The following is a 21,448-nucleotide window of genomic DNA, read 5'->3' on the forward strand; positions in this document are numbered from 1 at the left end:
CTAAGTAGAGATGGCCATCCCGACCCGCGCCAATGTGATCCATGTGGGCGCCGAGGACGATATACTCCTCGCGCAGGACCGGGTCGGCGCCAGGCAGCAGAGCGACGACATTCTCGCCGCGTCCCGGCTCGATCCGCCTCATCCGCAATCGTAGCTGCAAGGTGCGCGGCAGGAGGAATGAATTGGCCCTTTGCGGTAGATCCCGGATGACGGCATCGAGGTCATGAAAGCTGCCGGCAAAGAGGTCGCGGGCGACCTTTTTAGAAATATTGAAGGCCGGCAGGTTGGCGAAATAGCCCTCCTCGTGGATGGTGCCGCCGCGGATGGGCCAGTCGCCGTGGTCGAGCATCAGCACTCCTGCTGCGCCGTGGGATGCGGCCACGCGCATCTTGTAGTCGCGCTCGTTGGTGAATTCCCAATCCTGGTCGCCGGCCGGCAAACCACGGTAAATCAGGAGAATCTTGCCGCGGGCGTCTATGCCGGCATAGTCATCGCGGCCCAGTGCGGGCTCGCTGATACCGAAGCCTATGAACAGAACCGGCGCAGTCACCTGCCCCGAGCCGGAATTCATATAAACCGTAAAATCATTCCCCTCCTGGTACACCACCGCACCATATTCACCATCCCGCAAAATCAGTTGAGCCCTTTCCAGCTGCTTCGTGACGATCATGGGATAGAATTGCAGCCAGTCGCGGTCATCGCCGGCCGGCGTCAAGCCCCAGGCGGCGAAACGACTGCCGATCCATTCGGCCGCTCGAGTCGCCGCGACGGTACCGGTGTAACGGCCGGCATAACCGGGCTGGCAAAGCTCCTGAATATAGCTCAGGGCCCTGGCACCGTCGAAGTGCGCCGTACTATCCTGGGAGGAAGCGGCGGACGCTGTGCTCCCAGCGCCCAAGGAGGATAGCACGATACTGATCACAAACGAGATCCGGCTCAAAACGGTAACTCCTTAAAACGCGATGTGATGGCGGCAATTTGCTGGAATTTGGCTAGGACGGTGTCGGTTGCGCCGCCCATACGATAAGTGTCCTTGTCGAGGCGTCCTGCCGGATCGAGTTCGCTCAGAACATTGGCCTTGTTGAGATCGGGGTGCTCCTTGGCATACGGCCACAACCGGAAAGAGCCTCCGGTGATCTCATCGATCAGATAGACGACGCCCCCGATCAAACCATATTCGAGTTTGAAGTCAATCAACTGGATTTTAAAATGGGCAAAGGCCTTTTCGAGATGGAGAAAAACCTGGGCATTGATCTCTTGCATTTGCCGGTATTCCGACGCCCCCTTGTCGTTGATCAGGTAATCGACATAGCCGGGATCGAGCATGGGGTCGTGAAGAGGATCATCCTTATAGTGGAATTGGGTGACGACCGGGTCAAAGCGGGTGCCCTGTGCAATCTTGCCCCATTGGACGATCGAGCCGGCGGCAACGCGGCGGCTGACCACCTCGAGATTGATCTTGAAATCGAGTTTTTTGACCAGTGCGACCTTTTCGCCGGGCGTAGCGAGATAATGGGTGCGGACTCCGCAACGATTGAGATACTCAAAAATATCGCGGTTGGTCTGCCAGTCGACCATCGCCTTGCCCGTGATGACATCATGCTTGACGCCGTCGCCGGCCGTGATGTCATCCTTGAAGAGCATGAAGACAGTGGCCGGGTCATCCGGATTGGCATAGATGATCTTGGTCTTGCCTTCATTGAGTTTTTGCAGTTTGGCAAAATCAGGGGACATGGTTTCTCCTTTCCGCTGGTCTCGTATTTTTCCGGGCATCTTCCACCCGGAGGAACCGGCTCTGCGGGCCCGGGCAGGAGCGAGTGCCCGGGCCGACTCCGATCTATTCTGCCGCCTGGATCAGCCGGGCGATGGGCGCGACGACCATCAACTCAACCTGGCCGCGTGACTTTTTGGCCCGGTCAACTACGATCTGCTTTGAAAAAGCCCAATCAGAACCGAGTTTCCGGCCCTCCTGGATCGCCTCGGCGGCCTGCAGGCCCAAAGCCGCCAGATCGGCGAGATCCTGGGAGAGACTCTCGATCTCGCGGATCGCCGGCGCCCTTTCCATGATCTGTAGCAGCCGCGCATGGTTTTCCTGCCAGACGGCGAGCTGATTCATCACAGTGTCCCCCTCCGGGCTTGAAGGCGTGGCGAGAAACGCGGCAACATGGCTCGCGAAGGCCCGGGCGGTCATCGATTCCGGCCGGGCTGCATCGACAACCCGGGTATAAGGGGAGTGCTGCAAATAGGTCACGCCCTGGCTGTGGCGCGCATAGAGCTTGAGCGGCTCGACCACATCCGTGAAGGTCCGCAATGCACTGGTCTCCTGCTGGTTAGTCAAGCGGCGCAGCATCATCTCATAATTTTTGATATGGGTCAGTCCCAGCTCCTCCATCCGGGGGGAGAGGATCTCCATCCGGCGGTACATGTCATCGACATCGCGCACCGAAGCGGGCGACCAGAGACGTTCGGCGATGACAGCGGTACGCGGCCAGATGCGCGAATCGACCGTTTCCGGGGTGACCAGCTCAGCCCAGCTGGTGGCTTCGCCGCCAAGAATGCGTGCCGCCTCGTCCGGAGTTAGAGCGGAATCAGCCGGCACCGGATCGTTGAGATAATGAAAAGAGGCCGGCTGGATGAGGTCGATGTAATAGCCATTCGAGAGAATGCCCTGATAGCCCTGACGGGCGGACTTGACTAGGAACTGCGGTCCACGCCAGGACTGGATGACGATCGTCTTGGGCATCTGCGGATGAAGGATTTCGTCCCAGCCGACCATCTTCTTGCCATGTCGGCTGAGAATCTTAAGCAAACGGCTGTTGAAATAGGCCTGCAGCGAATGGTTGTCCTTGATGCCGTTCCGCTTCATCCAGGCCTGAATGGCCGGACTGGCGTTCCACTGTTTGCCATTGTTCTCGTCGCCGCCGATATGCAGATAGGGGTCGGGGAAAAGCGACGCCATTTCGCCGAGGAAACGTTCGAGCAGCTTGTAGGTGCTCTCTTTGGTTGGATCCATGGTGGGATCGAAGACACCCCAGCGCCGTTCGATGGTGTAGGGGCCGGGAGCGCTGGCCAACTCGGGATGGCTGACAAACCAGGCGGTGGTGTGGCCGGGCATGTCGAATTCTGGAATCACACGGATGCCGCGTTCATCGGCATAATCAATGATCTCCTTCATCTGCGTCTGTGTGAAAAAAAAGCCATCCGAGCCCAGCCGTGTGAGTTCCGGGTAGAGTTTGCTCTCGATCCGGAATCCCTGATCTTCCGACAGATGGAGATGGAGCACATTCATTTTGACCGCTGCCATGCCGTCGAGATTGCGTTTGATCACCTCCAGGGGCAGCCAGTGACGGCAGACATCGATCATCAGACCGCGCCAGGGGAAGCGCGGCTTGTCCTGGATGGTGAGGGCCGGAAAGTAGAATCCCTGCGCATCAGCCTGCAACAGCTGCAGGAGAGTCTCGAGACCGCGCAGGCCGCCGAGATCGGTGACGCAATGCAGTTCGATCTTTTGCGGGGAGATGGTCAGGGAGTAGGATTCGTCTTCGCCGAGAGCGACCTTGCCGGGCCGCTGGCAGGTGATCGTCAGTGAGGGCTGCTCCACTCGCGTGCTGGCGGTGATGACATCCTGGGTCATGAAAAGACCGGTCCGTCCGGAAAGGCGGCGTAGCATGCGGGTCGCAGCGCTGTAGAGCCGCGGTTCAGCCGGCCCGGTTACCACGGTGGTGAAGGCGGCATCGAGGCGGAACTGGCCTTCGGCCAGGGTCACCCTTTCGGGCAGCGGCATGAGGTCCAGGGTTGCAGCAGCCGGAAGGATGGCGGGCAAGGAGAGGAAAAGGCCCACAATCCCGATCAGTACATGCTTTTTCATACATCTCCTCTTGTGCTATTTCTTTAACATAATGCGATCATACAACCATAGACCGGCCATGCAGACGATCCCCATCAAGGCCACAACGGTCCACATCAGCGGAGCGCGGGTGGCCAGCCCCTGGTCGGCGGGATTCCTGATCAGAGATTCAAACAGATAGCCGCCCAGCGGGGCGCCAACGATAGTCCCCAGAGCCATAGGAAGGTTGGCGTATCCTAGGTAGAGTCCCTCCTGCCCTCTCGGGGCAATGGCACCGATATACTGGTAGATACGCGGCGAGGCGAACATTTCGCCGACGGCCATCGAAGCAATGGAGATGAGAATGAAGAGGCCAGCCAGTGGCATTGCAAACGAGCCGATCGCTATGGGCTGCAGGGCACCGCCGCTCGTCAGGCTCGGAATGATATTGAGCAGCATGCCGACGACGGTGACACCGACACCCGCCATGATCGACTTGAGTGGGCTCCAGGCTTTGGAGAATCGCGTCAACAACAGCTGAAAGCAGACGATCATCACCGGATTCATCAGGGTGTAGAGCTCGACCGGAGCCTCCTTGTCGATAAAGCGCAGATAAAGCGGGATCAGATTATAGATCTGGACATAAATGAACCAGAAAAAGCTGATGACGACGAGAAAAAATACAAAACGCAGTTTGCCCAGGACGATGACCATCTCCTTGAGGGCTTCGCCGGCGCTTTTGGGTTTTTGAACCGCGGAAGCCGCCTGGGGCTGCTGATACAACGGCTCGCGGTAAATAAAGAGGACGATCAGCAGGCCGATGAGCGCAAAGGTGGTGGCCACTGAGGAAAAGATAGCCGGTATGCCATAATGGGTGCGCACGAAGTAGGAAACCGTGCGGCCGAGCATTGAGCCGATGTTGATCACCATGTAAAAAATGGCAAAGCCAAAGGTGGTATTGCTGCCAGAGGTTTTTTGCACCGTACCGGAGATGCAGGGTTTGACGATGCTGCCGCCGATGCCGATCAGGAGGATGCCAGCCACAGCCGGCAGGGTATAATCGATCCGGCTCGGGTCGCCGCCAATCAACGCCGGCCAAGTTCTTTGTAGAGAGCCCATGGTCAGGTAGCCCAAGGATATCAGCAGGAAAGCAAGCACCAGGGATTTTTTAAAGCCGAAGCGGTCAGCGAGCGTGCCGCTGAGAATCGGCAGAAAATAGATCAATCCCCAGAGCAGGGTACCGTTGAGAAAGGTCGATTTGGTCGGGGCCATGCCCAGGGTTTCGTTGAGATAGATGACAACGAACGAGGCCACGGCGTAGTAGGCGCCGCGTTCAAAGAGTTCGACGGTATTGGCGGTCCAGAATGTCGCCGGGAATTTGCTTTTCATAGTTCTCCAGGTTTAGGGGTGATTTGCCAGCTCTTGAGCGTGGTCGCCACCAGGGGCTTCCACAGGGTGTAACCCGCGGCATTACAGTGCATGCCGTCGTCGCTCAGTTCCCGGCGCAGCTTGCCGGTGCTGTCCGCCACGGTGGTGTAGAAATCAAGATACTGGTACCCCTCCCTTTCGCAGAGCATTTGAATCCAGCGGTTGAGCGCCTGGATTTGCCCGATGGGGTGGGTGGCCAAGGCGGCTTCCTTGCCGGAGAGGTAATCATTGACCGGCATGATCGCGCCGACCGCGACCTGAATGTTCTGGGAGGCCGCCATGCGGCAAAGGCGGGCGATATTGGCGCGGCTCTCGTCCAGGTTCATCCGCTTGTCCGGCCAGAGGTCGTTGAGGCTGCCACAAAAGAGGATCATGGCAGCCGGTTTGAGCTGGGCCACATCCTGGCGGTATCGCAGCCAGAATTGATGGGTGCTCTCGCCGCCGATGCCGCGGTTGAGGATAGGCACACCCGGGAAATCCTGGGCCAGATTCCAGTTATCGACCGAGGAGGAACCGTAAAACACCACCCGCTTTTCCGCCGGCCGCGGCAGTCCGGCCTCGGCATTGGTCTCCGCATAGCGAGCGAGGGATTGTTTGAGGGCTTCTTGTTCGGACCTCACGGCCGGTTCGATCAGCCCCTTGCCCTGATCGAGGCGGATGGCGGACACGCCGAAAGCCAGCAGGGCGGTTCGGGCCATGAGCCCATCCCCGGCGGGGAGCATATGGACGCCATCATAGGTCAGGATGCCGCGGTCACTCATTCCCGGTTTCTGCAGGGGCTGGAGTACCCTGCGGAATGCGGCATCCTGATCGACGAGCAGGCACTTTTCTTTTTTGGCGATCTCCCGCAAAGCCTGATTGTAAGGGACAAGTGCGCGGTTTTCTGGCGAATCGAGGTTTTCCTTGATCACCGTGGTGGTGAAGAGGGCGACCTTGATGTTTTGCGCCTGGGCGCGCCGCACCATCTCCACCACCTTCTCCTTGTACACCGCCAGTGGAACAGCGGAAAGCTGGGTCCAACCCCGCTCCCTGGCCAGAAAGCCATGCCAGACATCGTTGACGCCGACGCTGATGGTCACCCAGGCGGGTTTGAAATCGAGGACATCGCGCTGAAAGCGCTCCGCCATATCCGTCGATTTATGGCCGCTGATGCCGGCGTTGACCAGGTAGATCCGGCGCTCGGGATAGAGCACGGCCAGGCTCTTGCGCATCAGATTCACATACCCGGCGGGATTCTCGCCCAGTTCGGTGATGCTGTTGCCCAGGGTCACGACGACCTCCTGGTCCTGCAGGAGCAGATCCTGACCGAAGAGGAGGGTGGCACCCAGCAGCAGGGTTGCGATGATTCTTTTGCAGAAGTGCATGTGGTATTCTTTCACAAGATGAATCGTTTATTCAAACTCCACGCGCAGCGTGGCGATACGGTTCGGCGCGAGATGGATGCGCACCCTGTCACCGGTGGCGGTCAAGGCCGGGCCTTGCTCCTCCATAAAATTGGATAGGCAGGCGGTTTTAACTGTCCGGGGCAGGCGGATGACCGCGTCTGTGGGTTTGCCGGCGAATTCAAACAGGCGCAGAATCCAGATCTTGTCCGCCGCCGAATCGGGGCCGTCGATCGGCTCATGGCACTTGATGGTATGCAACATTACATTCGGGGCGTCGACGCTGGCGAAGGAGAGGGCAGCGGGAAGCTCGCCGGTGCCGCCGGAGACCACGCGCGCCAGCAGGGGATAATTGTACTCGTAGCCCTGGCGCATGCTGCCGCCCTCCCGCCAGCCGCCCCGGTGCGGCAGCAGAGCGTATTCGATGCGGTGCTTGCCGCGATCGGCGAGGGGATCCGGCCAGATCGGCGCGCGCAGCAGGGTCAGGCGCATGATATTGTCCCTGACATCACCACCGTATTTGGCGCGGTTAAGCAAGGTCACACCGTAGTCATTTGCCGGATCGGAGAGGTCAAACCATTTCTGCATATTGACCTCATGCCGCGCTTTTTCCCAGTCGGTGCGGCGCGTCGCCGGCCGGCGGATGGTACCGAAGGGAATCTCGAAGGTAGCGGCGGTATCGTCGGCATTGACGGCAAAAGCCACCTTGAGGGCGACGTGCTCCTCCCACCAGTCGGCTTGGGTGACGAAATCGATACGGTAGAGGCTGTCGTAAAGGATGATATCCTGGGTGAAATAGCTGTCAGGATTATCCGGCGTGGGCATCTCCTTGACCACCCCGGGCTTGAGAAAATCATGCTCGGCGCGCAAAACCATGCGCACCGGCCCGCTCTCGATAACCTTCATGCTACGGAACGCCGGGGCATAGCGCTCGCCCAAGGCGATCTCCCAGGCATCCCATTGCGCAGGGGTATCCTTGAAAAGCTGGAGCTCATTGCCAGCTCCGCGCAACACCTCGCGGCTCAGGGACTTGTCGTAGATTCGCTTGATAAAGCCGGTATGATCATCCATTTCGAGGAGATAACGGTTGCTCTCGAGGATGTGCTCCGCGGCCTTGAGCGAGGTGGCATAAGCGGCGGTGGCACGTGGCCGCAGGGTGAAGAGGGCGTAGCCGACGGCCGGGACATTCCGGGCGATGAAGATCAGGCGGCGCAGATAGCGTCCGGAGCCGGCCTGCTGGCCGGGGATCTCCTCCCCGGCGGGGATGAACTGCGAAGGGAGCTCGCTGCCGCGGGCATCAAAGACCGCTGGATTCTCCGGTGCCGAGGGCGGGAGATCCAGGGTCACTAGGTCGCTGCGCTCCCAGGCGAGGGGATTATAGACCAGGATGGTGTTCCGGGCGTCCGGCGCGGCTGCCTTGGCCGCGAAGAAATCGAGCGACTGTTCCAGGGTGTGCCGGCCGATCTCCTTGCAGGCGGCATAGAGTTCCGCCGCATCGCGGTAGACGCCGTGTATGCTCGAGCCCGGCAGGATATCGTGAAACTGGTTGAAGAGGAGTCCGCGCCAGCCCTCGCGCAGGTCGCGGCGCGGATAGCTTTGCCCCTGAAGGGCGGCGACCGCAGCGAGCTGTTCGGCCTCGCCGAAGAGGATCTCGCTCTCGCGGTTGTTCTTTTTGGTTGCCGCCTGTGTGGTGGCGGTGCCGCGGTGGTACTCCAGGTAGAGCTCGTCCTTCCAGACTGGCAATTGGCTGAGATCATGGCTGTACAACCAGTCGACGTAGGTTTGAGCGGTGCCATAAACCACCGTGGGGAAAATATCGAGCTTTTTAAAATACTCGGCCTGGTCCAGCATCTCGGGGGTGGGTCCCCCGCCGTGATCGCCGACACCGTAGAGGACGAGCATCCTTTTCAGGCCGGTGTTGGCGTCAAACTGGCGCAGCCAGTCGGCGAGCTGGTAGGCATCGGTCAGGGCGTTGGTGTAATCGTAGGGGAAATAGGTGAGCAGGCGGCTGCCATCCGGTCCTTCCCACCAGAAGAGCCGGTATGGAAACATATTGGTATCGTTCCAGCCGATTTTCTGGGTGATAAAAGCTTGGATCCCCGCCTCACGGTAGAACTGGGGCATATTCCAGTTATAGCCGAAGGAGTCGGGATTCCAGCCTGTGGTGACATCGACACCGAATTTCTTGCGGAAATAAGCTTTACCGTACAGGAGCTGGCGCGCCCAGGATTCGCCGGAGATCAGGTTGCAGTCGGGCTCGACCCACATCCCGCCGATGATCTCCCAGCGTTTCTCCTGCACCCGGGACTGAATGCGGGCGAAGAGGTCGGGATAGAGATTTTCCATCCACCAGAAGAGGTGGGCCTGGCTTTGGGTATAGGTGAAATCGGGGCGGGCGACCATCATGTCGAGGACGGAGGTAAAGGTATTGCGCGTCACCTGGATGGTCTCGGGATAGCGCCAGAGCCAGGCGCAGTCGATATGAGCGTTGGCGTCGAGGACGAGGGTAAACTCCTTGGCGAATTTCGCCACCGGCTGCAGGGCTTTGCGGGACTTTTGTAACGAGGCATTAAAATCAACGAAACGGCCGGCTTCGAGCGCGGCGGTATCGACCAGGCTTGCGGCCTGATCCAGCTGCTGTCGTAAAGTGGCGCGCCGTGCGGCCGGTGTAATGCTGTGGTCAATCCCCTCATCGCGGCGGGTGCGGCCGACCTGGAGGTAAGTGTCGCCGCTGACGAGCTTTTGGCCGATGCGCAGGCTGAGGATATAGTTCTCGATCGTCTGAGTGTATGGCGCCATCTCCTGGTAGTAGAGTCGGGCCGAGAGCAGCCGCATCGGGCCGCCGGTATTGATCGCCTTGATCGCCAGGCTGAAGCGCTGTCCGGAGGCTATATTCTCGCCAAGGGTGAATCGGCCGTTCCAGGTAAAACGTCCCTTGTTCTGGCCATCGACAAAGAAAACGCCCGCGTCATCGACCTCCAAGGCGATTTCAAGCTTGCCCCGGGGCGGCTGGCCCATGATCTGCGGGGGGACGGTATAAGTGGCGCGCATCCAGGCCGAATCGGCCGTCAAACGCTGGTTGAAGATGATGGCGGGCCAAGCGCTGTCGTCGCAGCCGGGCTGCATACCATCGGCGGTCACTTTTGGAATAAATTTCCAGTCTGCTACAGAAAACAGAGCGTGCTGCTCGAGCCGGGCGCAGAGCTGGTCAACCGGGGATTGGGCCGAACCGGCGAGAGTGCACAGCATCATGCCGAGCACAAGGCTGCGGAATGGTTTCATCAAGGCCTCCAGGGGGGGAAAGGTATGCAGACTGTCAGAGTGAAAGATAGGAAAAATTTGGCAAGGGGGCAAATCTTTTTCGCGGCCGCGGGAGGAATCCTGCAGGATCAATCTATTGGGCCGGATTCGAAAAGCCCGAGGCGGACTGGAGAGGTGTTCGCATCCAGGCCGCGTACAGCGCTGGCTTCAGGTCCGCAGCTGGTGGAGCACGAGACGGAGCTGGTCAATATGGCCTTCTTCCTCGGTGATGGTCTCCTGCACCACCTGTTGCTCCTTCGGATCGACGTGCTGGATGAGCTGGCGTAGCAAGGCCAGGGTGGCTTCTTCGGTCTGCATGGCGAACTCGACCGCAGTCAGATCATCAAAGTTAGCCGCGGTATCGATCGCGTCCTGCTCGTCGCTGAACATCTTGTGCTGCCAGAGCTGTTCGATATAGGCTTCATATTCTCCGGCGTAGCTTTCGGCCGCCGCCGGCGGTTCGAGGGTTTCGGCGAGGCGGGCAAAGCGCTCTTCGTGTACTTTTTCCTGCTGAGCGATGGCCGCGGCGGTGTTGCGCAGGGCCGGGCTTTCGGCACTCTGGGCAAGCGCGGCATAGAAGGCGGCGCCGTTGTGCTCCTCAGTTATATTCATGGTGATGATTTCATGGGCAAGGAAAAGATTGGCCATTCTCTTTTCTCCTTCAGGTTGCGGCTGCTTGTACCCTATTTGCCGCGCAAGCCGAGGGCATACAGTTTGCCTGCGGTATCAAAAGCGGTGGCGGAGGTGGAGAGCACAAGGATCTCCTTTTCTCGCGCCTTGGCAAGGACGGTGTCGTCGGGGATGAGATCGTCCGGCAAGATGACGCCTGCCAGGGTTTTAAAAAAGCAGATAGCGATGACATTCATATGCGTCTGGCTGGTGATCCAGAGCGAGCCCTTGACCGCCTTGGCCATCACATCGCTGAGCATATCTGAGATGCAGGCAGTGCTCACCTCAAGCGGCTGCCCGGGATCGCCGCTGAGTATTCTGCAATCCAGTTCCTGGATGATCTGGCTGAGCTGCATGGTTCTCTTCCTTCTGCAAAGGATCAGTCCGGCAAAAGCCTACTGACCGGATCGCGCCGGCAGGATGACGCTAAACGTGGAGCCTCTGTCGAGTTCACTCTCGACGGTGATCTGTCCGTGATGGTCATCGATAATCCGCCGGCAGATGGCCAATCCAAGGCCGGTGCCGGAGATCTTGCGCGCCAGAGCGTTTCGGCCGCGGAAAAACTCGCCAAAGATCTTTTGCAAATCCTCTTTGGACATGCCGATGCCGGTATCGGTGACCGCGATCTCGATATGGCCGTCTCGGTGGCGCCCGGACACCTTGACCTGTCCCTGCGGCGGTGTATACTTGATGGCGTTGCTGATGAGATTGGCGAAAAGCCGCGCCAGGTCATCCCGATTACCGACCACCTCCGGCAGCCCCTCCACGCCCTCAAGAGTGACCGTTAGTGATTTCGCTGTGGCCTCATTCTGATAGAACTGCAGGGTCTCCTCCAGAATGGGGCCAAGCTGAACCGGTTCCATGACCTTGGCGGCGGCGTGGCGCTCGGCCCGCGACATCTCCAAAAGGTCATTGATCAGCAGCAGCAGGCTCTCGGCTTTGTCGCGTGAGCGCGTAATAATCTCTTTCTCCTTCTCCGGATGGCCGGCGGTGAGGCCGTCGAGGATGAGATTGAGGTAACCAGCGATGGCCGCCACCGGGGACTTGAGCTCGTGGCTGACCAGGTTGACGAAATCGCTCTTGAGCTGCTCCAGTTTTTTATCTTCGGTAATGTCGACCAGCACGGTCACCGTGCCCCAGAGTTCGCCCTTGTCATCGTGCAGGGGGGCGGTATTGGCTTGCAGGAAACGTCCTTCGGCGGCAGCGAATTCGGCGCGGGTCATGGAGGCGGTGCGGGTCACCCTTTCCAGTTCGCCGGCTATGAGCTTTTCCAGTTCCGGATTCCCCAGCAAGCCCTCCACGGTCAGGCCCACGGAATTTTCCATGTTAAGGTTGAGAAGCTGCTGCGCGGCGGGATTCATCAAAACGATCTTTCCGGCACGATTGGTGGCAATCAGTCCTTCACTCATGCAGTTGATTAGGGTCATGGTGCGGGACTTTTCATTGGAGAGTTCGAGCAGGTTGCGGTCACGTTCCTGCCTCAAGGCCTCCGCTTCGAGCAGGAGCCAGCGTTTCTCCAGGCCACGCCGGATTTTGGTACGCAGCTCATCCGGCGAGAAAGGCTTGGGGAGGTAATCGTAGGCCCCTTTGCGCATGGCGTCGACAGCAGTCTCGATGGTGGCAAAACCGGTGATGATGATGGTGATGATCTGATCGTCATATCCCTGGACCTTTTCCAGCACCTCTAGACCGCCCATCTCGGGCATCATCAGATCGACCAAAATCATGTCGTAGGGGCTCTTCTGGATCATCTCCCAACCGATGCGGCCATTCTCCGCCAGATCGACCTTGAAATTGGGGCTTTGCAGGATGCGCTGGCAGCCGATGCGGATGATCTCCTCATCATCCACGACCAGAATACGGGCGTCACGGCTCTGGATCATGCGCGACGCCTTTCGTGATCAGTCTGCCGATACGCGCCACCAGATCGGCGGGTTTGAGCGGTTTGGAGGCGAAATCATCCACCTTCATCCACTCCTTATCCTCGCTGAACTGGAAACTGAAGCCGGTCTTCTCCTGGGCCGAGGTCAGCATCAGGATCGGTAGATGGCGCAGCCGTTCATCGTTGCGAACGGCATAGGTGAGGGTGAATCCCGAATCGCGCTCTTCCATCATCAGATCAATGACGAGGACGTCATAGTCCGCCTCATTGAGCATTTGCAATGCGCGAGCGACAGAATCGGCCGCATCGACCTCATACTCTGCCGCCTCGAGGATCATCCGGTTGATCTCGACAAAGTCGGGATCGTCATCGACCAGGAGTATGCGCTTTTTTTCTTTCATGCAGAGGGTCCCGGTTAGGATTCCTTTTTCAAGCCGATGCCCTTGTCATCAGCCGGCCGGGGGAGCTGGGGACGGGCTGCAGCGAGCAAGGCCTTGACCCGGGCGAGCAAAACCTCGCGCTTGATCGGCTTTTCGACGAATTCGTCCACCGGCAGATATTCGCCATCCTCGGTGGAGAACCGGAAGTCACTGTGCTGATGGATGGCGGTGATCATGATGATGGGGATGTGCGCGGTGGCCGGGTCGCGCCGCACCCGGTAGGCGAAATGGAAGCCCTCGGTGCCGGTGGGCATCATGACATCGAGGCAGATCAGATCCGGTTGCCAGCTTTTAATCTTCTCCCAGGCGCTCTCCGGATCCCGCGCCTCCTCGACCGTATAGCCATCGCTTTCGAGAATGGTTCGGTTGATCATATTAAAATCGGGATCATCGTCGACCAGTAATATTTTTCCCTGTTCCGCCATGACAGCTCTCTCCTTACCAGTTTCACGATTGCGTTATACCGGCCAGTTCCGCATCCGCCAGCACCATCTCCTCCCCCTCCGGCAGGACCAGCGTGAACTCACTGCCCTCCCCCGGAGCGCTCTGTACCAGAATATCCCCCTTGTGGCGTTGCATGATGCCGTAGGCGATCGAGAGCCCCAGCCCCGTCCCGACGCCGCGCGGCTTGGTGGTGAAAAAGGGCTCGAAGATTTTTTCGCGGACTTGGGGCGTCATTCCCGAGCCGGTATCGCGAATGCGCAGCAGAACCTGCTTCCTCTCCGCATCATGCAGGGTTTTGATGGTCAGGGTGCCACGATCCTGCATTGCCTCAACGGCGTTGAGGATGATATTGAGCAGCACCTGCTGGATCTGGCCGACGTCGACAAACACCTTGGGCAGAGAGGGATCAAGTTCCTTCTCAACCTTGATATTGTGAAAGATCGCTTGCTGGGTCACCAGTGCGAGGGTGCTGCCGAGGATCTGGTTGAGGTCGACGATAGCGGCCTCGATGCGCGTCTGCCGCGAAAAGTCGAGCAGGCCGCGGACGATCTTCTTGCAGCGCTCGGTCTCGGCGCGAATCAGTTCAAGGTCCTGGGTCTCCTGGGCATCCCGGGCGCTCTTCTCGAGCAGTAGGCTCGTATAGATGAGGATACCGCCGAGAGGATTGTTGAGCTCATGCGCCACACCCGCGGCAAGCTGGCCGACCGAGGCCATCTTTTCCGACTGAAGCAGCTGGGCCTGGGTCTTACGCAGGGTCTCGAGTGAATGTTTGAGCTCCACATTGGAGGCGGTCAGCTCGCTCTCGGTCTTTTGCAGCTGGTCGATCAGATAGGGGAGGCACATCCCCGCCTCGGCGATGCCTTGATAGACGGCGATGGCCTTTTCCCGGCAGCTTGGATAGCCGCAGGCGCCGCAGTTCAGTTCATCCTCCGGTGTAAGTTTGCCGGTGATCGCCAAAATTTCGGCCAGTTCCTCCTCCGAGGGCAGGGGCAGCGAGATCTCCTCCCAGGTGAAATCGCGGCTCAGATCGACGGGCTTGATCTTTTTGCTCCAGTGCTCGCGTTTTTCGAAGGGTTCATTCTCCTCCGAGTGATGGAGGAAGTGAACCACCCGGTCCTTGCGGATGAAGACCGAAAGCTCGTTGTCCATTTGCGGTCCGTTGATGCAGCCCTCGCAGAAGAGCAAGTCGAGAAACTGCGCTTCGATGTTCCCATCAGCGACCTTGCGGATCGCTTCGAGCACGCGATCGCGGCCTTCGGTGACGATGACCTTGTTCTGCAGGGTGCCACCGGGGATTCCGGCTGTATCCAGCAGGCCGCCGGAGATGGCAAAGGCCCGGCCAATACCCGCCTCCGGGCCATCCAGGGGGCTATCCGGCAGCTTGTTAAGCACGATTTGCCCGTCACGGAACAGCGCCGCCAGTTCCTGAAAGGTGAGGACCTCCTGGATGACGCCGCCGGTTTTGGGGTCCTCCATCTCGCGCTTTTTCGCGATGCAGGGGCCAATGAAGACGATGTGGGCATCAGGATGCCACTGGGTGCGGATGAGCCGCGCCAGGGCGATCATCGGCGAAACCACAGGCGCCAGGATCAGCAGCAGCTCGGGATAGTACTTTTCGATAAAATTAACGACTGCGGGGCAGGGCGAGGTGATGATGATGGGCATGATGCCGGTTTCCCTGAGGCGGGCATACTCGGCGCCCACCAGATCCGCCCCTAGCGCCACCTCATAAACCCGTGAAAAGCCGATCTGGCGCAAACCCGCCACCACCTGCAAAGGACGCCCATCGGTGAAGGCGGCGGGAAAGGAAGGCGCCAGCAGGGCGATGGTCTCGCGGCCGCTCGCCAAGAGTTCCCGTGTGTGCACTGTCCCATCGCGGATGCGCTTGGCCCCCTGCGGACAAACCCGCGCACAGTAGCCACAGGTGATGCAGCGTTCCGCCATCACCTTGGCCTGGCCATTTTCGACGCGGATGGCCTTGGCCGGACAGCGGCGAACGCACAAATAGCAGCGCTTGCAGCGGTTCTCTATGGTGGTTACGATGGGATCCATCGGGTACCCATGGTTGCGGTGCCGTAAACTCGTCCTGCCCTCTACGTCCACCGGATCGGGTATACTGGGTGTCCGCCAATCGCGAGTCTCTGCCGCTAAATTAACGAAAAAGAACAAGGAACGCAAACTTATTTGCGCAGGTCGAGCATCGGCGGGTTGAAATCCGCGGAATCGGGCAGATCGCTGCTCACCTTTTTCGCCACCTTTTTGGGTGCCAGTCCCAAGGCCACAGCGACGCCATAGAGTATCGCTTCAGGTCGTGGTGGGCAGCCCGAGACATAAAACTGGACCGGGATAACCTTGTCCACACCACCGTACATGTTGTAGCTGTCGTAAAAGACATCCCCCCCGCAGGCGCACGAACCTATGGCGAAGACCAGCTTGGGATCCGGCGTGGCTTCATACAGCCGCGTCAGCGCGGGAGCGACCTGCCGGGATACCCCGCCGGTCACCAACAGGACATCGGCGTGGCGTGGCGAGCCCACCAGCTTGATGCCGAAGCGTTCGGCGTCATAGTAGGGCGTGAGGACATTGATGATCTCGATATCACAGCCATTGCAGGCTGCACAGTTGGTGTGGTAGACCCACAACGCCCGGGGAAAAGCCTTGGCAGCCAGTTTTTTCAGCATGATACAACTCCCGTTTCAATTCATCCAGCCGGCCGGTACTGTTCTGGTGGCGCTGTCAAGCAACTCTGCCTATCTTGCGCTCACCCGGTCAATTTATCCAGACGGCCAGCACGGCTCTGGTGGCGCTGTCCAGAAGCGGGTAGAGCACGTTCGGAAAGAGGCCGATCAGCAGCGACAGTCCTGCTAGCACCGCCATGCTCACATACATCAGAAAGGGCACCTCATGCGCCGTAAGGCCCCCGGCCTCTTCCGGCAGAGCCGCCGGCGCCCAAAAGACCATATAAGCGGCGCGCACCAGGCACGCCAGGGTGAGCAAACCTGTCAGAATCGCGATGACCAGAGCCCACCAAAGTCGGGCCTCACCCAGGGCGATGAACAGCGTGAACTTGCTTAAAAAGGCGTTCAGCGGCGGCAAACCGCCCAGTGCCAGGGCGCCAAGGAAGAAGCAGAAGGAGGTCACCGGCATGGTCTTTGCCAGCCCGCCCAGCTGCGAGATACGCCGGACGCCGCCGGTTGCATACATCACCGCCCCGGTGCTCAGGAAGAGCAGAGCCTTGATCAAGGTGTGATTGACCAGATGAAAAAGCCCGCCGTAGATGCCCAGATAACTTCCCAACCCCAGTCCCATGAAGACATAACTGATCTGGCTGACGCTTGAAAAAGCGAGCATGCGTTTGAGATCGTCCTGCACCAGGGCCATGATGATGCCGATGAGCATACTGGCGGAAGCCAGAATGGCGATGAAAAGGGGAATCCCGTGCCATGCGGGTGCAAAGATCGTTACGGTGCGGGCGAGCGCATAAGCGCCCAGTTTGATGATCAGCCCGGAGAGCAGGGCACTGACCGGAGAGGGCGCTTCGGAATGGGCGTCCGGCAACCAGGCGTGGAAGGGTACCAGGCCTGCCTTGGTGGCGAAACCCACGGTCATGAAGGCCACTCCGAGCAGCGCTGCCTTCCGGGGAATAAGCCGCGCCACTTCGCCCATATGGTTCAGGAGCAAGGCTTTGCTCCCGAGCAGGGGCTGCGCCGCAGCAAAGAGGATCACCATGCCGAGCAGAGAAAAGGTCATTCCGACCATCACCAGCAGCACATATTTGTAGCCAGCCTCTAGGGAAGCCTTCTTGCGGTAAAAGGCGACCAGCAGAGCGGTCGCCAGGGTAGAAGCCTCCATGGCCACATAGAGCAGAATGAGATGGCTGGTGGTAACCGTCCAGTTCATCGCGCCTGCGAAAATGAGGATCAGGGCATAGTAGAGGCGCAATCGCCGCGGACTGGTGAAACCGTGCTCCTCCTCCTTTTGCATATAGCGCACCGACTGGATAAGGACCAGAAGGGTGATGCCGTTGATGAGCAGTCCCATCAAGGCGCTGAGCGCATCGACCCGCAGTCCGCTGCCCGCCGTTATGAGAAGGAGTCCACTGAATACAGACCAGCTTTGGGCGATGGCGGCTGCCAGCTGCACACCCATCACCGCGATGGCGATGCCCTCCCGGGTCAGCTGGCGTCTTTCCTGGCCGAACAACTGGATGAGGATCGCGCCGAATAACGGCCAGAGAATCAGAAACAGGGGAAGCAGGGATTCAGACTGGGCCATGATCACCTCATTATCGCTTGAGCTCGGAGAGCCGTGCAGAGTCGGTGGAGCCAAAAAGCCGGTAGATATCGGCGCTGAGGTAGAGCAGGATGAATATCGCCGCCACCACGTTGGTCAGGATCCCGATCATCGTGGTCTCCTTGAGCTGCGGCGCCAGAGCGAGCAGGATGAGATGGACGGCATTTTCCATCAACCCCAGGCCGATGACGGTCTTGATCACATCGCGGCGCGAGAGCAGGGTCCAGAGGCCAAGGCAAAAAACGACGCAGGCGCCGGCCAGCAGACTGCGCACTTGCGTTTCCAGGAGGGCCGGGACAGGCGCCATGATAAAGATGGTGCGGTAGAAAATCCGGTAAAGGGCGACCATCATCAGACCGAGCAGGATGACGGAAAGTGCGAAACCCAGCAAGGGTTTATGTTCGATCTGCGGCACCCGCTTGATATATCGCAGCAGCAGCCAGGGGATAATGATCCCCTTGGTCAACAGACAGGTCGCCGCCCAGAGATAGAGGCTCCCGTTCGCAGTCAGCCAGGCATAAGTGATCAGGAGCAGGCAGATCAGCAGGGACTGGGTCAGATAGGCCCATGCCGCGATTCGCAGCTTGCGGATTTCCACTGCCGCTACCGAGGCCATAAGAATGGCCATGGTCAAGGTGACCAGAGTCTGACCGGCGATCATGGGGCCTCCTTCCGCCCCGGGGCGCCATGCGGCATCGAGGTGCCAACATAATTACGCCCCTGGCGCATCCGCCGCGTCGGAATGCGGTCGATGGCATTCTCGGTTTCGAAACAGCGACCGCAGCGTTTGCAGGTGAGCATGAAGAGCTGCTGCTCGATGTAAAGATCGGTCTTGTCATCAGTGGCCGATTCAAAGAGCGGCGTCATGGTGATAGCTCCTTCGGGACAGACCTCCGCGCAACGGCCACAGTAGGTGCAACGGTCGAGGATAAACTCCATCCGCGTCTGATCGCCCTCATCATGACAACGGATCAGGCGCGAAGGGCAGACGTTGGCGCAGCCCCCGCAGCCGATACATCGGGAGGCGTCGACGTCGATCTTGCCGCGAAATCCCTCCCCGGTCTCGGCCCCTGGTCCGAACGGATAGGGCAGTGTTACGCGCAGATTGCCGAAGCAGATCTGGGCTTCCTTGATTTTGGATTTGAACATAGATGCTCTTCAATCCTTGATTTGATCCTAGGAGCCAGCCACCGCCAGAGCCAGACCCGCCAGTTCAATGACGATGAGGATGAGAAAGAAACGCACCGCCTGGTCGATACGCAGACGGGGATTGACGACATGAACCACCGCCACGATGATCAGCAGGACAACCATCTTGAGTAGCGTCAGGAGCAGATTCAGCGGCGCCGATGAAAATACCGGCCAGGGGAGAAACAGCGAAATCAGGACGGCAGCGAAGATGAACTGCTTGGCATAAAACATCCATTTGAAGAGGGCCAGCTTGGGGCCGCTTTGTTCAATGAAGGGGCCCTCCATGATCTCCTGATCCGCTTCGACGATATCAAACGGCAAACGCGCCAGCTGAGCAATGATGGCGATGAAGAGGGTGAGGCCGGCGAGCAGGGTTGAGAGCGCCGGTGGATGCGAAGCCTGCCAGGCCATGATATCGCTGAACTGGGTTGACTGCGCCTTGACCGCCATGCTGATCAAGGCAATCAGGATGACCGGCTCCACCGTGAGCAGCATCATTACCTCGCGCGATGCACCAATGGAGGCGTAGGGGCTGTCCGATGCCAGGCCGCTCACCACGACCATCACAGCTGCCAAGGTGATAAGGTATATGAAAACGACGAGATCGCCTGCATTTTGCAGGGGCGGCGGCATACCGACGGGGATGAGCACCGCCGCTGTCAGGATGGCCGCCAGTCCCAGCACAGCACTATAGCGATAGAGGGCATGCGGCGAGGTGACCAGTTCCTCCTTGCCCAGCAGTTTGAGAAGATCCAGATAGGGTTGATGCAGCGGCGGTCCGATGCGTGAATGGACCACCGCCACCAGTTTGCGCATTACCCCTTCGAACAAGGGAGCGAGCAGCAATACCAGCAGAACTTGAATCAAAGCCATCAGATAGAGATTCATAGCGGCTCCTTGACGCCATGCCGCAGACGGTACAGCGTCCGCAGTTCCTCCCTGCTCCAGGTCCGAACTTCGCCGCTGCGGATATCGACCGTTTCAAGCCGCTCCGTGCAGGAGAAGCAGGGATCCATGCTGCCGAGGCCGATGGGCACATCGGCGATGAATTCTCCCGTCACCATTACGGGTATTCCCTGAAGGTTCTGGAAGGTGGGCGCACGCGCCTTCCAGCGGTAGGGGCGCTGGTCCTCTCCGGTGATAACGAAATGGTGGGTCTCGCCGCGCGGGGCCTCTACTGAAGAAAGACCGATGCGGCCCGGGGGGATCGGCTCACGCATATCGGCGATAATCGGTCCTTCCGGCATCATGCGCAGGGCATCGCGGACGATGCGGATCGCTTCGAGCGTTTCCCGCAACCGCACAAGCACCCGCGACCAGATATCGCACCCCTCCTCGATCATCACCTCGCAGCCCAGCTCCGGATAGGCGGCGTAGGGATGGTCAACGCGGATGTCGATGCCGACGCCCGAGGCGCGTGCCGTCGGGCCTAGCAGGGAAAAGGCGATGACATCCCTGGCCTTTATGACGCCGACTCGCTCGCAGCGTGCTTTGAGTGTCGTATCGTCGGCAATCGCCTGCAGTACCCGAACGCTCTCCTTTTCCACGCGGGCGAGGATTTCGAGCAGTTCGGCATGGAGCGCATGCGGGATATCCCGGCGGACCCCGCCAATCAGATTCATCCCCAGCAGCTTGCGGTTGCCGGTGATCTTTTCACAGAGCCACATCACCGGCTCGCGGATCCGCCAGGCTTGCATCAGCACGGTGTCGAAACCGATGATGTGGCCGGCGATGCCGAGCCAGAGAAGATGGCTCTGGATGCGCTCCAGCTCGAGGAGGATGGTGCGGATGAAACGCCCGCGGGCCGGTACTTCAATTTCTGCTGCTTTTTCTACTGCTTGACAGTACGCCGTACTGTGAACCGACCCTCATATACCGCAGATCCGTTCCGCGAGGAACGGCACCTGGTTATAATTGAGCTGGCTGTCAGCGATCTTTTCCACACCGCGGTGGTTGTAAAAGCCGCGGTAATCGCCGCCCACTACCCGCTCCCCCTCAACGAAGAGACGGAATTGGGCCGGTTCTTCAAGCACAGGGAAAAAGGGGCCGATGGGCACCACGGTTGCCCCTGCCGGAGGCGTCGCGTAGGAAGGCGTTTGACCTTCCGCCTTGTCCGGGTAGGTCTGCAGCGGCATATCCCGGCGCAAAGGGTGCAGATCGGCCGGCCAGTCATCGGCCAGGACCAGACGGCGGGGATCAGGATGATTGCGCAGCGGAATACCCAGCAGGTCCTGCACCTCGCGCTCCGCCCAGTTGGCGGCCGGGATGTCCGCCTCCCCGGTGATCGCCTCAAGCCATAGATCCTTTTCCGGCAAGCTCAGCCGGAGGGTCACGAAAAGGTGGTGCGGTGCCAGCGAATAGACATAGTCTACCAGATATCCGCCGGTCCCTTCGCGATAATCGGTTCCCACAGCGACGACGAACCGCCCGGAGAGTTCGTGGAAAAGAAAGCGGTTGATCTCGACACTGTCGGTACGATCCACATGGAGCAGCACCATATCGGGGACGGGGGTTTCAGCGCGGCGAATCCTGCTGCCAAACTGTGTCTTGAGATGGCGGGTCATTTCGCTTGCGGTCATGGACAAAAGGGCCT

The 21,448-nt window shown here is 59.4% G+C and carries 19 protein-coding genes; all 19 read right to left on the bottom strand.

All coding sequences use genetic code 11. The features are described 5' to 3' along the window. On the bottom strand, nucleotides 1-940 hold a 940-nt coding region (locus PLH32_14640; protein HQJ65848.1), incomplete at its 3' end, for a hypothetical protein. Beyond that, nucleotides 937-1,734: a phosphoribosylaminoimidazolesuccinocarboxamide synthase gene (locus tag PLH32_14645; protein HQJ65849.1), complete on the bottom strand. Its 798-nt coding sequence runs from the start codon at nucleotides 1,732-1,734 to the stop codon at nucleotides 937-939. The genes PLH32_14640 and PLH32_14645, both read right to left, overlap by 4 nt. Before the next feature lie 103 nt (nucleotides 1,735-1,837). After that, nucleotides 1,838-3,868: a family 20 glycosylhydrolase gene (locus tag PLH32_14650; protein ID HQJ65850.1), complete on the bottom strand. Its 2,031-nt coding sequence runs from the start codon at nucleotides 3,866-3,868 to the stop codon at nucleotides 1,838-1,840. A 15-nt stretch (nucleotides 3,869-3,883) separates the two neighbouring features. Then, nucleotides 3,884-5,215 (bottom strand): MFS transporter, encoded by a 1,332-nt coding sequence (locus PLH32_14655; protein HQJ65851.1) that lies wholly within the window; start codon nucleotides 5,213-5,215, stop codon nucleotides 3,884-3,886. Beyond that, complete coding sequence (locus tag PLH32_14660) at nucleotides 5,212-6,618, bottom strand: GDSL-type esterase/lipase family protein (GenBank protein HQJ65852.1); 1,407 nt, start codon at nucleotides 6,616-6,618, stop codon at nucleotides 5,212-5,214. Before PLH32_14660 ends, PLH32_14655 begins: the two co-directional genes overlap by 4 nt. Before the next feature lie 27 nt (nucleotides 6,619-6,645). After that, a complete protein-coding gene (locus PLH32_14665; protein ID HQJ65853.1) occupies nucleotides 6,646-9,918 on the bottom strand; it encodes a glycoside hydrolase family 38 C-terminal domain-containing protein in 3,273 nt (1,090 codons plus the stop codon). 186 nt (nucleotides 9,919-10,104) lie between these two features. Then, nucleotides 10,105-10,584, bottom strand: a complete 480-nt coding sequence (locus PLH32_14670; protein ID HQJ65854.1) for a ferritin family protein — start codon at nucleotides 10,582-10,584, stop codon at nucleotides 10,105-10,107. 35 nt (nucleotides 10,585-10,619) lie between these two features. After that, the gene (locus PLH32_14675; GenBank protein ID HQJ65855.1) at nucleotides 10,620-10,961 is read right to left on the bottom strand and encodes a DRTGG domain-containing protein; all 342 of its coding nucleotides are present in this window, start codon (nucleotides 10,959-10,961) and stop codon (nucleotides 10,620-10,622) included. A gap of 39 nt (nucleotides 10,962-11,000) precedes the next feature. Next, complete coding sequence (locus tag PLH32_14680) at nucleotides 11,001-12,488, bottom strand: response regulator (protein ID HQJ65856.1); 1,488 nt, start codon at nucleotides 12,486-12,488, stop codon at nucleotides 11,001-11,003. Further along, complete coding sequence (locus tag PLH32_14685; GenBank protein ID HQJ65857.1) at nucleotides 12,472-12,888, bottom strand: response regulator; 417 nt, start codon at nucleotides 12,886-12,888, stop codon at nucleotides 12,472-12,474. The genes PLH32_14680 and PLH32_14685 overlap by 17 nt, the downstream gene beginning before the upstream one ends. Before the next feature lie 14 nt (nucleotides 12,889-12,902). Further along, a complete protein-coding gene (locus tag PLH32_14690) occupies nucleotides 12,903-13,352 on the bottom strand; it encodes a response regulator (GenBank protein HQJ65858.1) in 450 nt (149 codons plus the stop codon). A gap of 22 nt (nucleotides 13,353-13,374) precedes the next feature. Further along, complete coding sequence (locus PLH32_14695) at nucleotides 13,375-15,423, bottom strand: [Fe-Fe] hydrogenase large subunit C-terminal domain-containing protein (protein ID HQJ65859.1); 2,049 nt, start codon at nucleotides 15,421-15,423, stop codon at nucleotides 13,375-13,377. Between the two features lie 128 nt (nucleotides 15,424-15,551). Beyond that, on the bottom strand, nucleotides 15,552-16,052 hold the full coding sequence (locus PLH32_14700) for an NADH-quinone oxidoreductase subunit B family protein (protein HQJ65860.1): 501 nt from the start codon (nucleotides 16,050-16,052) through the stop codon (nucleotides 15,552-15,554). A gap of 88 nt (nucleotides 16,053-16,140) precedes the next feature. Continuing rightward, nucleotides 16,141-17,646, bottom strand: coding sequence for a proton-conducting transporter membrane subunit (locus tag PLH32_14705; protein ID HQJ65861.1), 1,506 nt, complete (start codon nucleotides 17,644-17,646; stop codon nucleotides 16,141-16,143). Between the two features lie 10 nt (nucleotides 17,647-17,656). Next, the gene (locus PLH32_14710) at nucleotides 17,657-18,325 is read right to left on the bottom strand and encodes an NADH-quinone oxidoreductase subunit K (GenBank protein HQJ65862.1); all 669 of its coding nucleotides are present in this window, start codon (nucleotides 18,323-18,325) and stop codon (nucleotides 17,657-17,659) included. Further along, nucleotides 18,322-18,813: a 4Fe-4S binding protein gene (locus PLH32_14715; GenBank protein ID HQJ65863.1), complete on the bottom strand. Its 492-nt coding sequence runs from the start codon at nucleotides 18,811-18,813 to the stop codon at nucleotides 18,322-18,324. The genes PLH32_14710 and PLH32_14715 overlap by 4 nt, the downstream gene beginning before the upstream one ends. Before the next feature lie 27 nt (nucleotides 18,814-18,840). Next, nucleotides 18,841-19,743 (bottom strand): NADH-quinone oxidoreductase subunit H, encoded by a 903-nt coding sequence (locus PLH32_14720; GenBank protein HQJ65864.1) that lies wholly within the window; start codon nucleotides 19,741-19,743, stop codon nucleotides 18,841-18,843. After that, complete coding sequence (locus PLH32_14725; protein HQJ65865.1) at nucleotides 19,740-20,573, bottom strand: hypothetical protein; 834 nt, start codon at nucleotides 20,571-20,573, stop codon at nucleotides 19,740-19,742. The genes PLH32_14720 and PLH32_14725 overlap by 4 nt, the downstream gene beginning before the upstream one ends. A gap of 150 nt (nucleotides 20,574-20,723) precedes the next feature. Next, complete coding sequence (locus PLH32_14730; GenBank protein ID HQJ65866.1) at nucleotides 20,724-21,434, bottom strand: NADH-quinone oxidoreductase subunit C; 711 nt, start codon at nucleotides 21,432-21,434, stop codon at nucleotides 20,724-20,726. Nucleotides 21,435-21,448 lie beyond the last annotated feature (14 nt).

It is taken from the genome of bacterium (assembly GCA_035419245.1).
Lineage (GTDB): Bacteria > Zhuqueibacterota > Zhuqueibacteria > Residuimicrobiales > Residuimicrobiaceae > JAKPUX01.

Coding starts and splice junctions, on each gene's coding strand:
- PLH32_14645 (HQJ65849.1), bottom strand. CDS start 1,734: ATGTCCCCTGATTTTGCCAAACTGCAAAAACTCAATGAAGGCAAGACC.
- PLH32_14650 (HQJ65850.1), bottom strand. CDS start 3,868: ATGAAAAAGCATGTACTGATCGGGATTGTGGGCCTTTTCCTCTCCTTG.
- PLH32_14655 (HQJ65851.1), bottom strand. CDS start 5,215: ATGAAAAGCAAATTCCCGGCGACATTCTGGACCGCCAATACCGTCGAA.
- PLH32_14660 (HQJ65852.1), bottom strand. CDS start 6,618: ATGCACTTCTGCAAAAGAATCATCGCAACCCTGCTGCTGGGTGCCACC.
- PLH32_14665 (HQJ65853.1), bottom strand. CDS start 9,918: ATGAAACCATTCCGCAGCCTTGTGCTCGGCATGATGCTGTGCACTCTC.
- PLH32_14670 (HQJ65854.1), bottom strand. CDS start 10,584: ATGGCCAATCTTTTCCTTGCCCATGAAATCATCACCATGAATATAACT.
- PLH32_14675 (HQJ65855.1), bottom strand. CDS start 10,961: ATGCAGCTCAGCCAGATCATCCAGGAACTGGATTGCAGAATACTCAGC.
- PLH32_14680 (HQJ65856.1), bottom strand. CDS start 12,488: ATGATCCAGAGCCGTGACGCCCGTATTCTGGTCGTGGATGATGAGGAG.
- PLH32_14685 (HQJ65857.1), bottom strand. CDS start 12,888: ATGAAAGAAAAAAAGCGCATACTCCTGGTCGATGACGATCCCGACTTT.
- PLH32_14690 (HQJ65858.1), bottom strand. CDS start 13,352: ATGGCGGAACAGGGAAAAATATTACTGGTCGACGATGATCCCGATTTT.
- PLH32_14695 (HQJ65859.1), bottom strand. CDS start 15,423: ATGGATCCCATCGTAACCACCATAGAGAACCGCTGCAAGCGCTGCTAT.
- PLH32_14700 (HQJ65860.1), bottom strand. CDS start 16,052: ATGCTGAAAAAACTGGCTGCCAAGGCTTTTCCCCGGGCGTTGTGGGTC.
- PLH32_14705 (HQJ65861.1), bottom strand. CDS start 17,646: ATGGCCCAGTCTGAATCCCTGCTTCCCCTGTTTCTGATTCTCTGGCCG.
- PLH32_14710 (HQJ65862.1), bottom strand. CDS start 18,325: ATGATCGCCGGTCAGACTCTGGTCACCTTGACCATGGCCATTCTTATG.
- PLH32_14715 (HQJ65863.1), bottom strand. CDS start 18,813: ATGTTCAAATCCAAAATCAAGGAAGCCCAGATCTGCTTCGGCAATCTG.
- PLH32_14720 (HQJ65864.1), bottom strand. CDS start 19,743: ATGAATCTCTATCTGATGGCTTTGATTCAAGTTCTGCTGGTATTGCTG.
- PLH32_14730 (HQJ65866.1), bottom strand. CDS start 21,434: ATGACCGCAAGCGAAATGACCCGCCATCTCAAGACACAGTTTGGCAGC.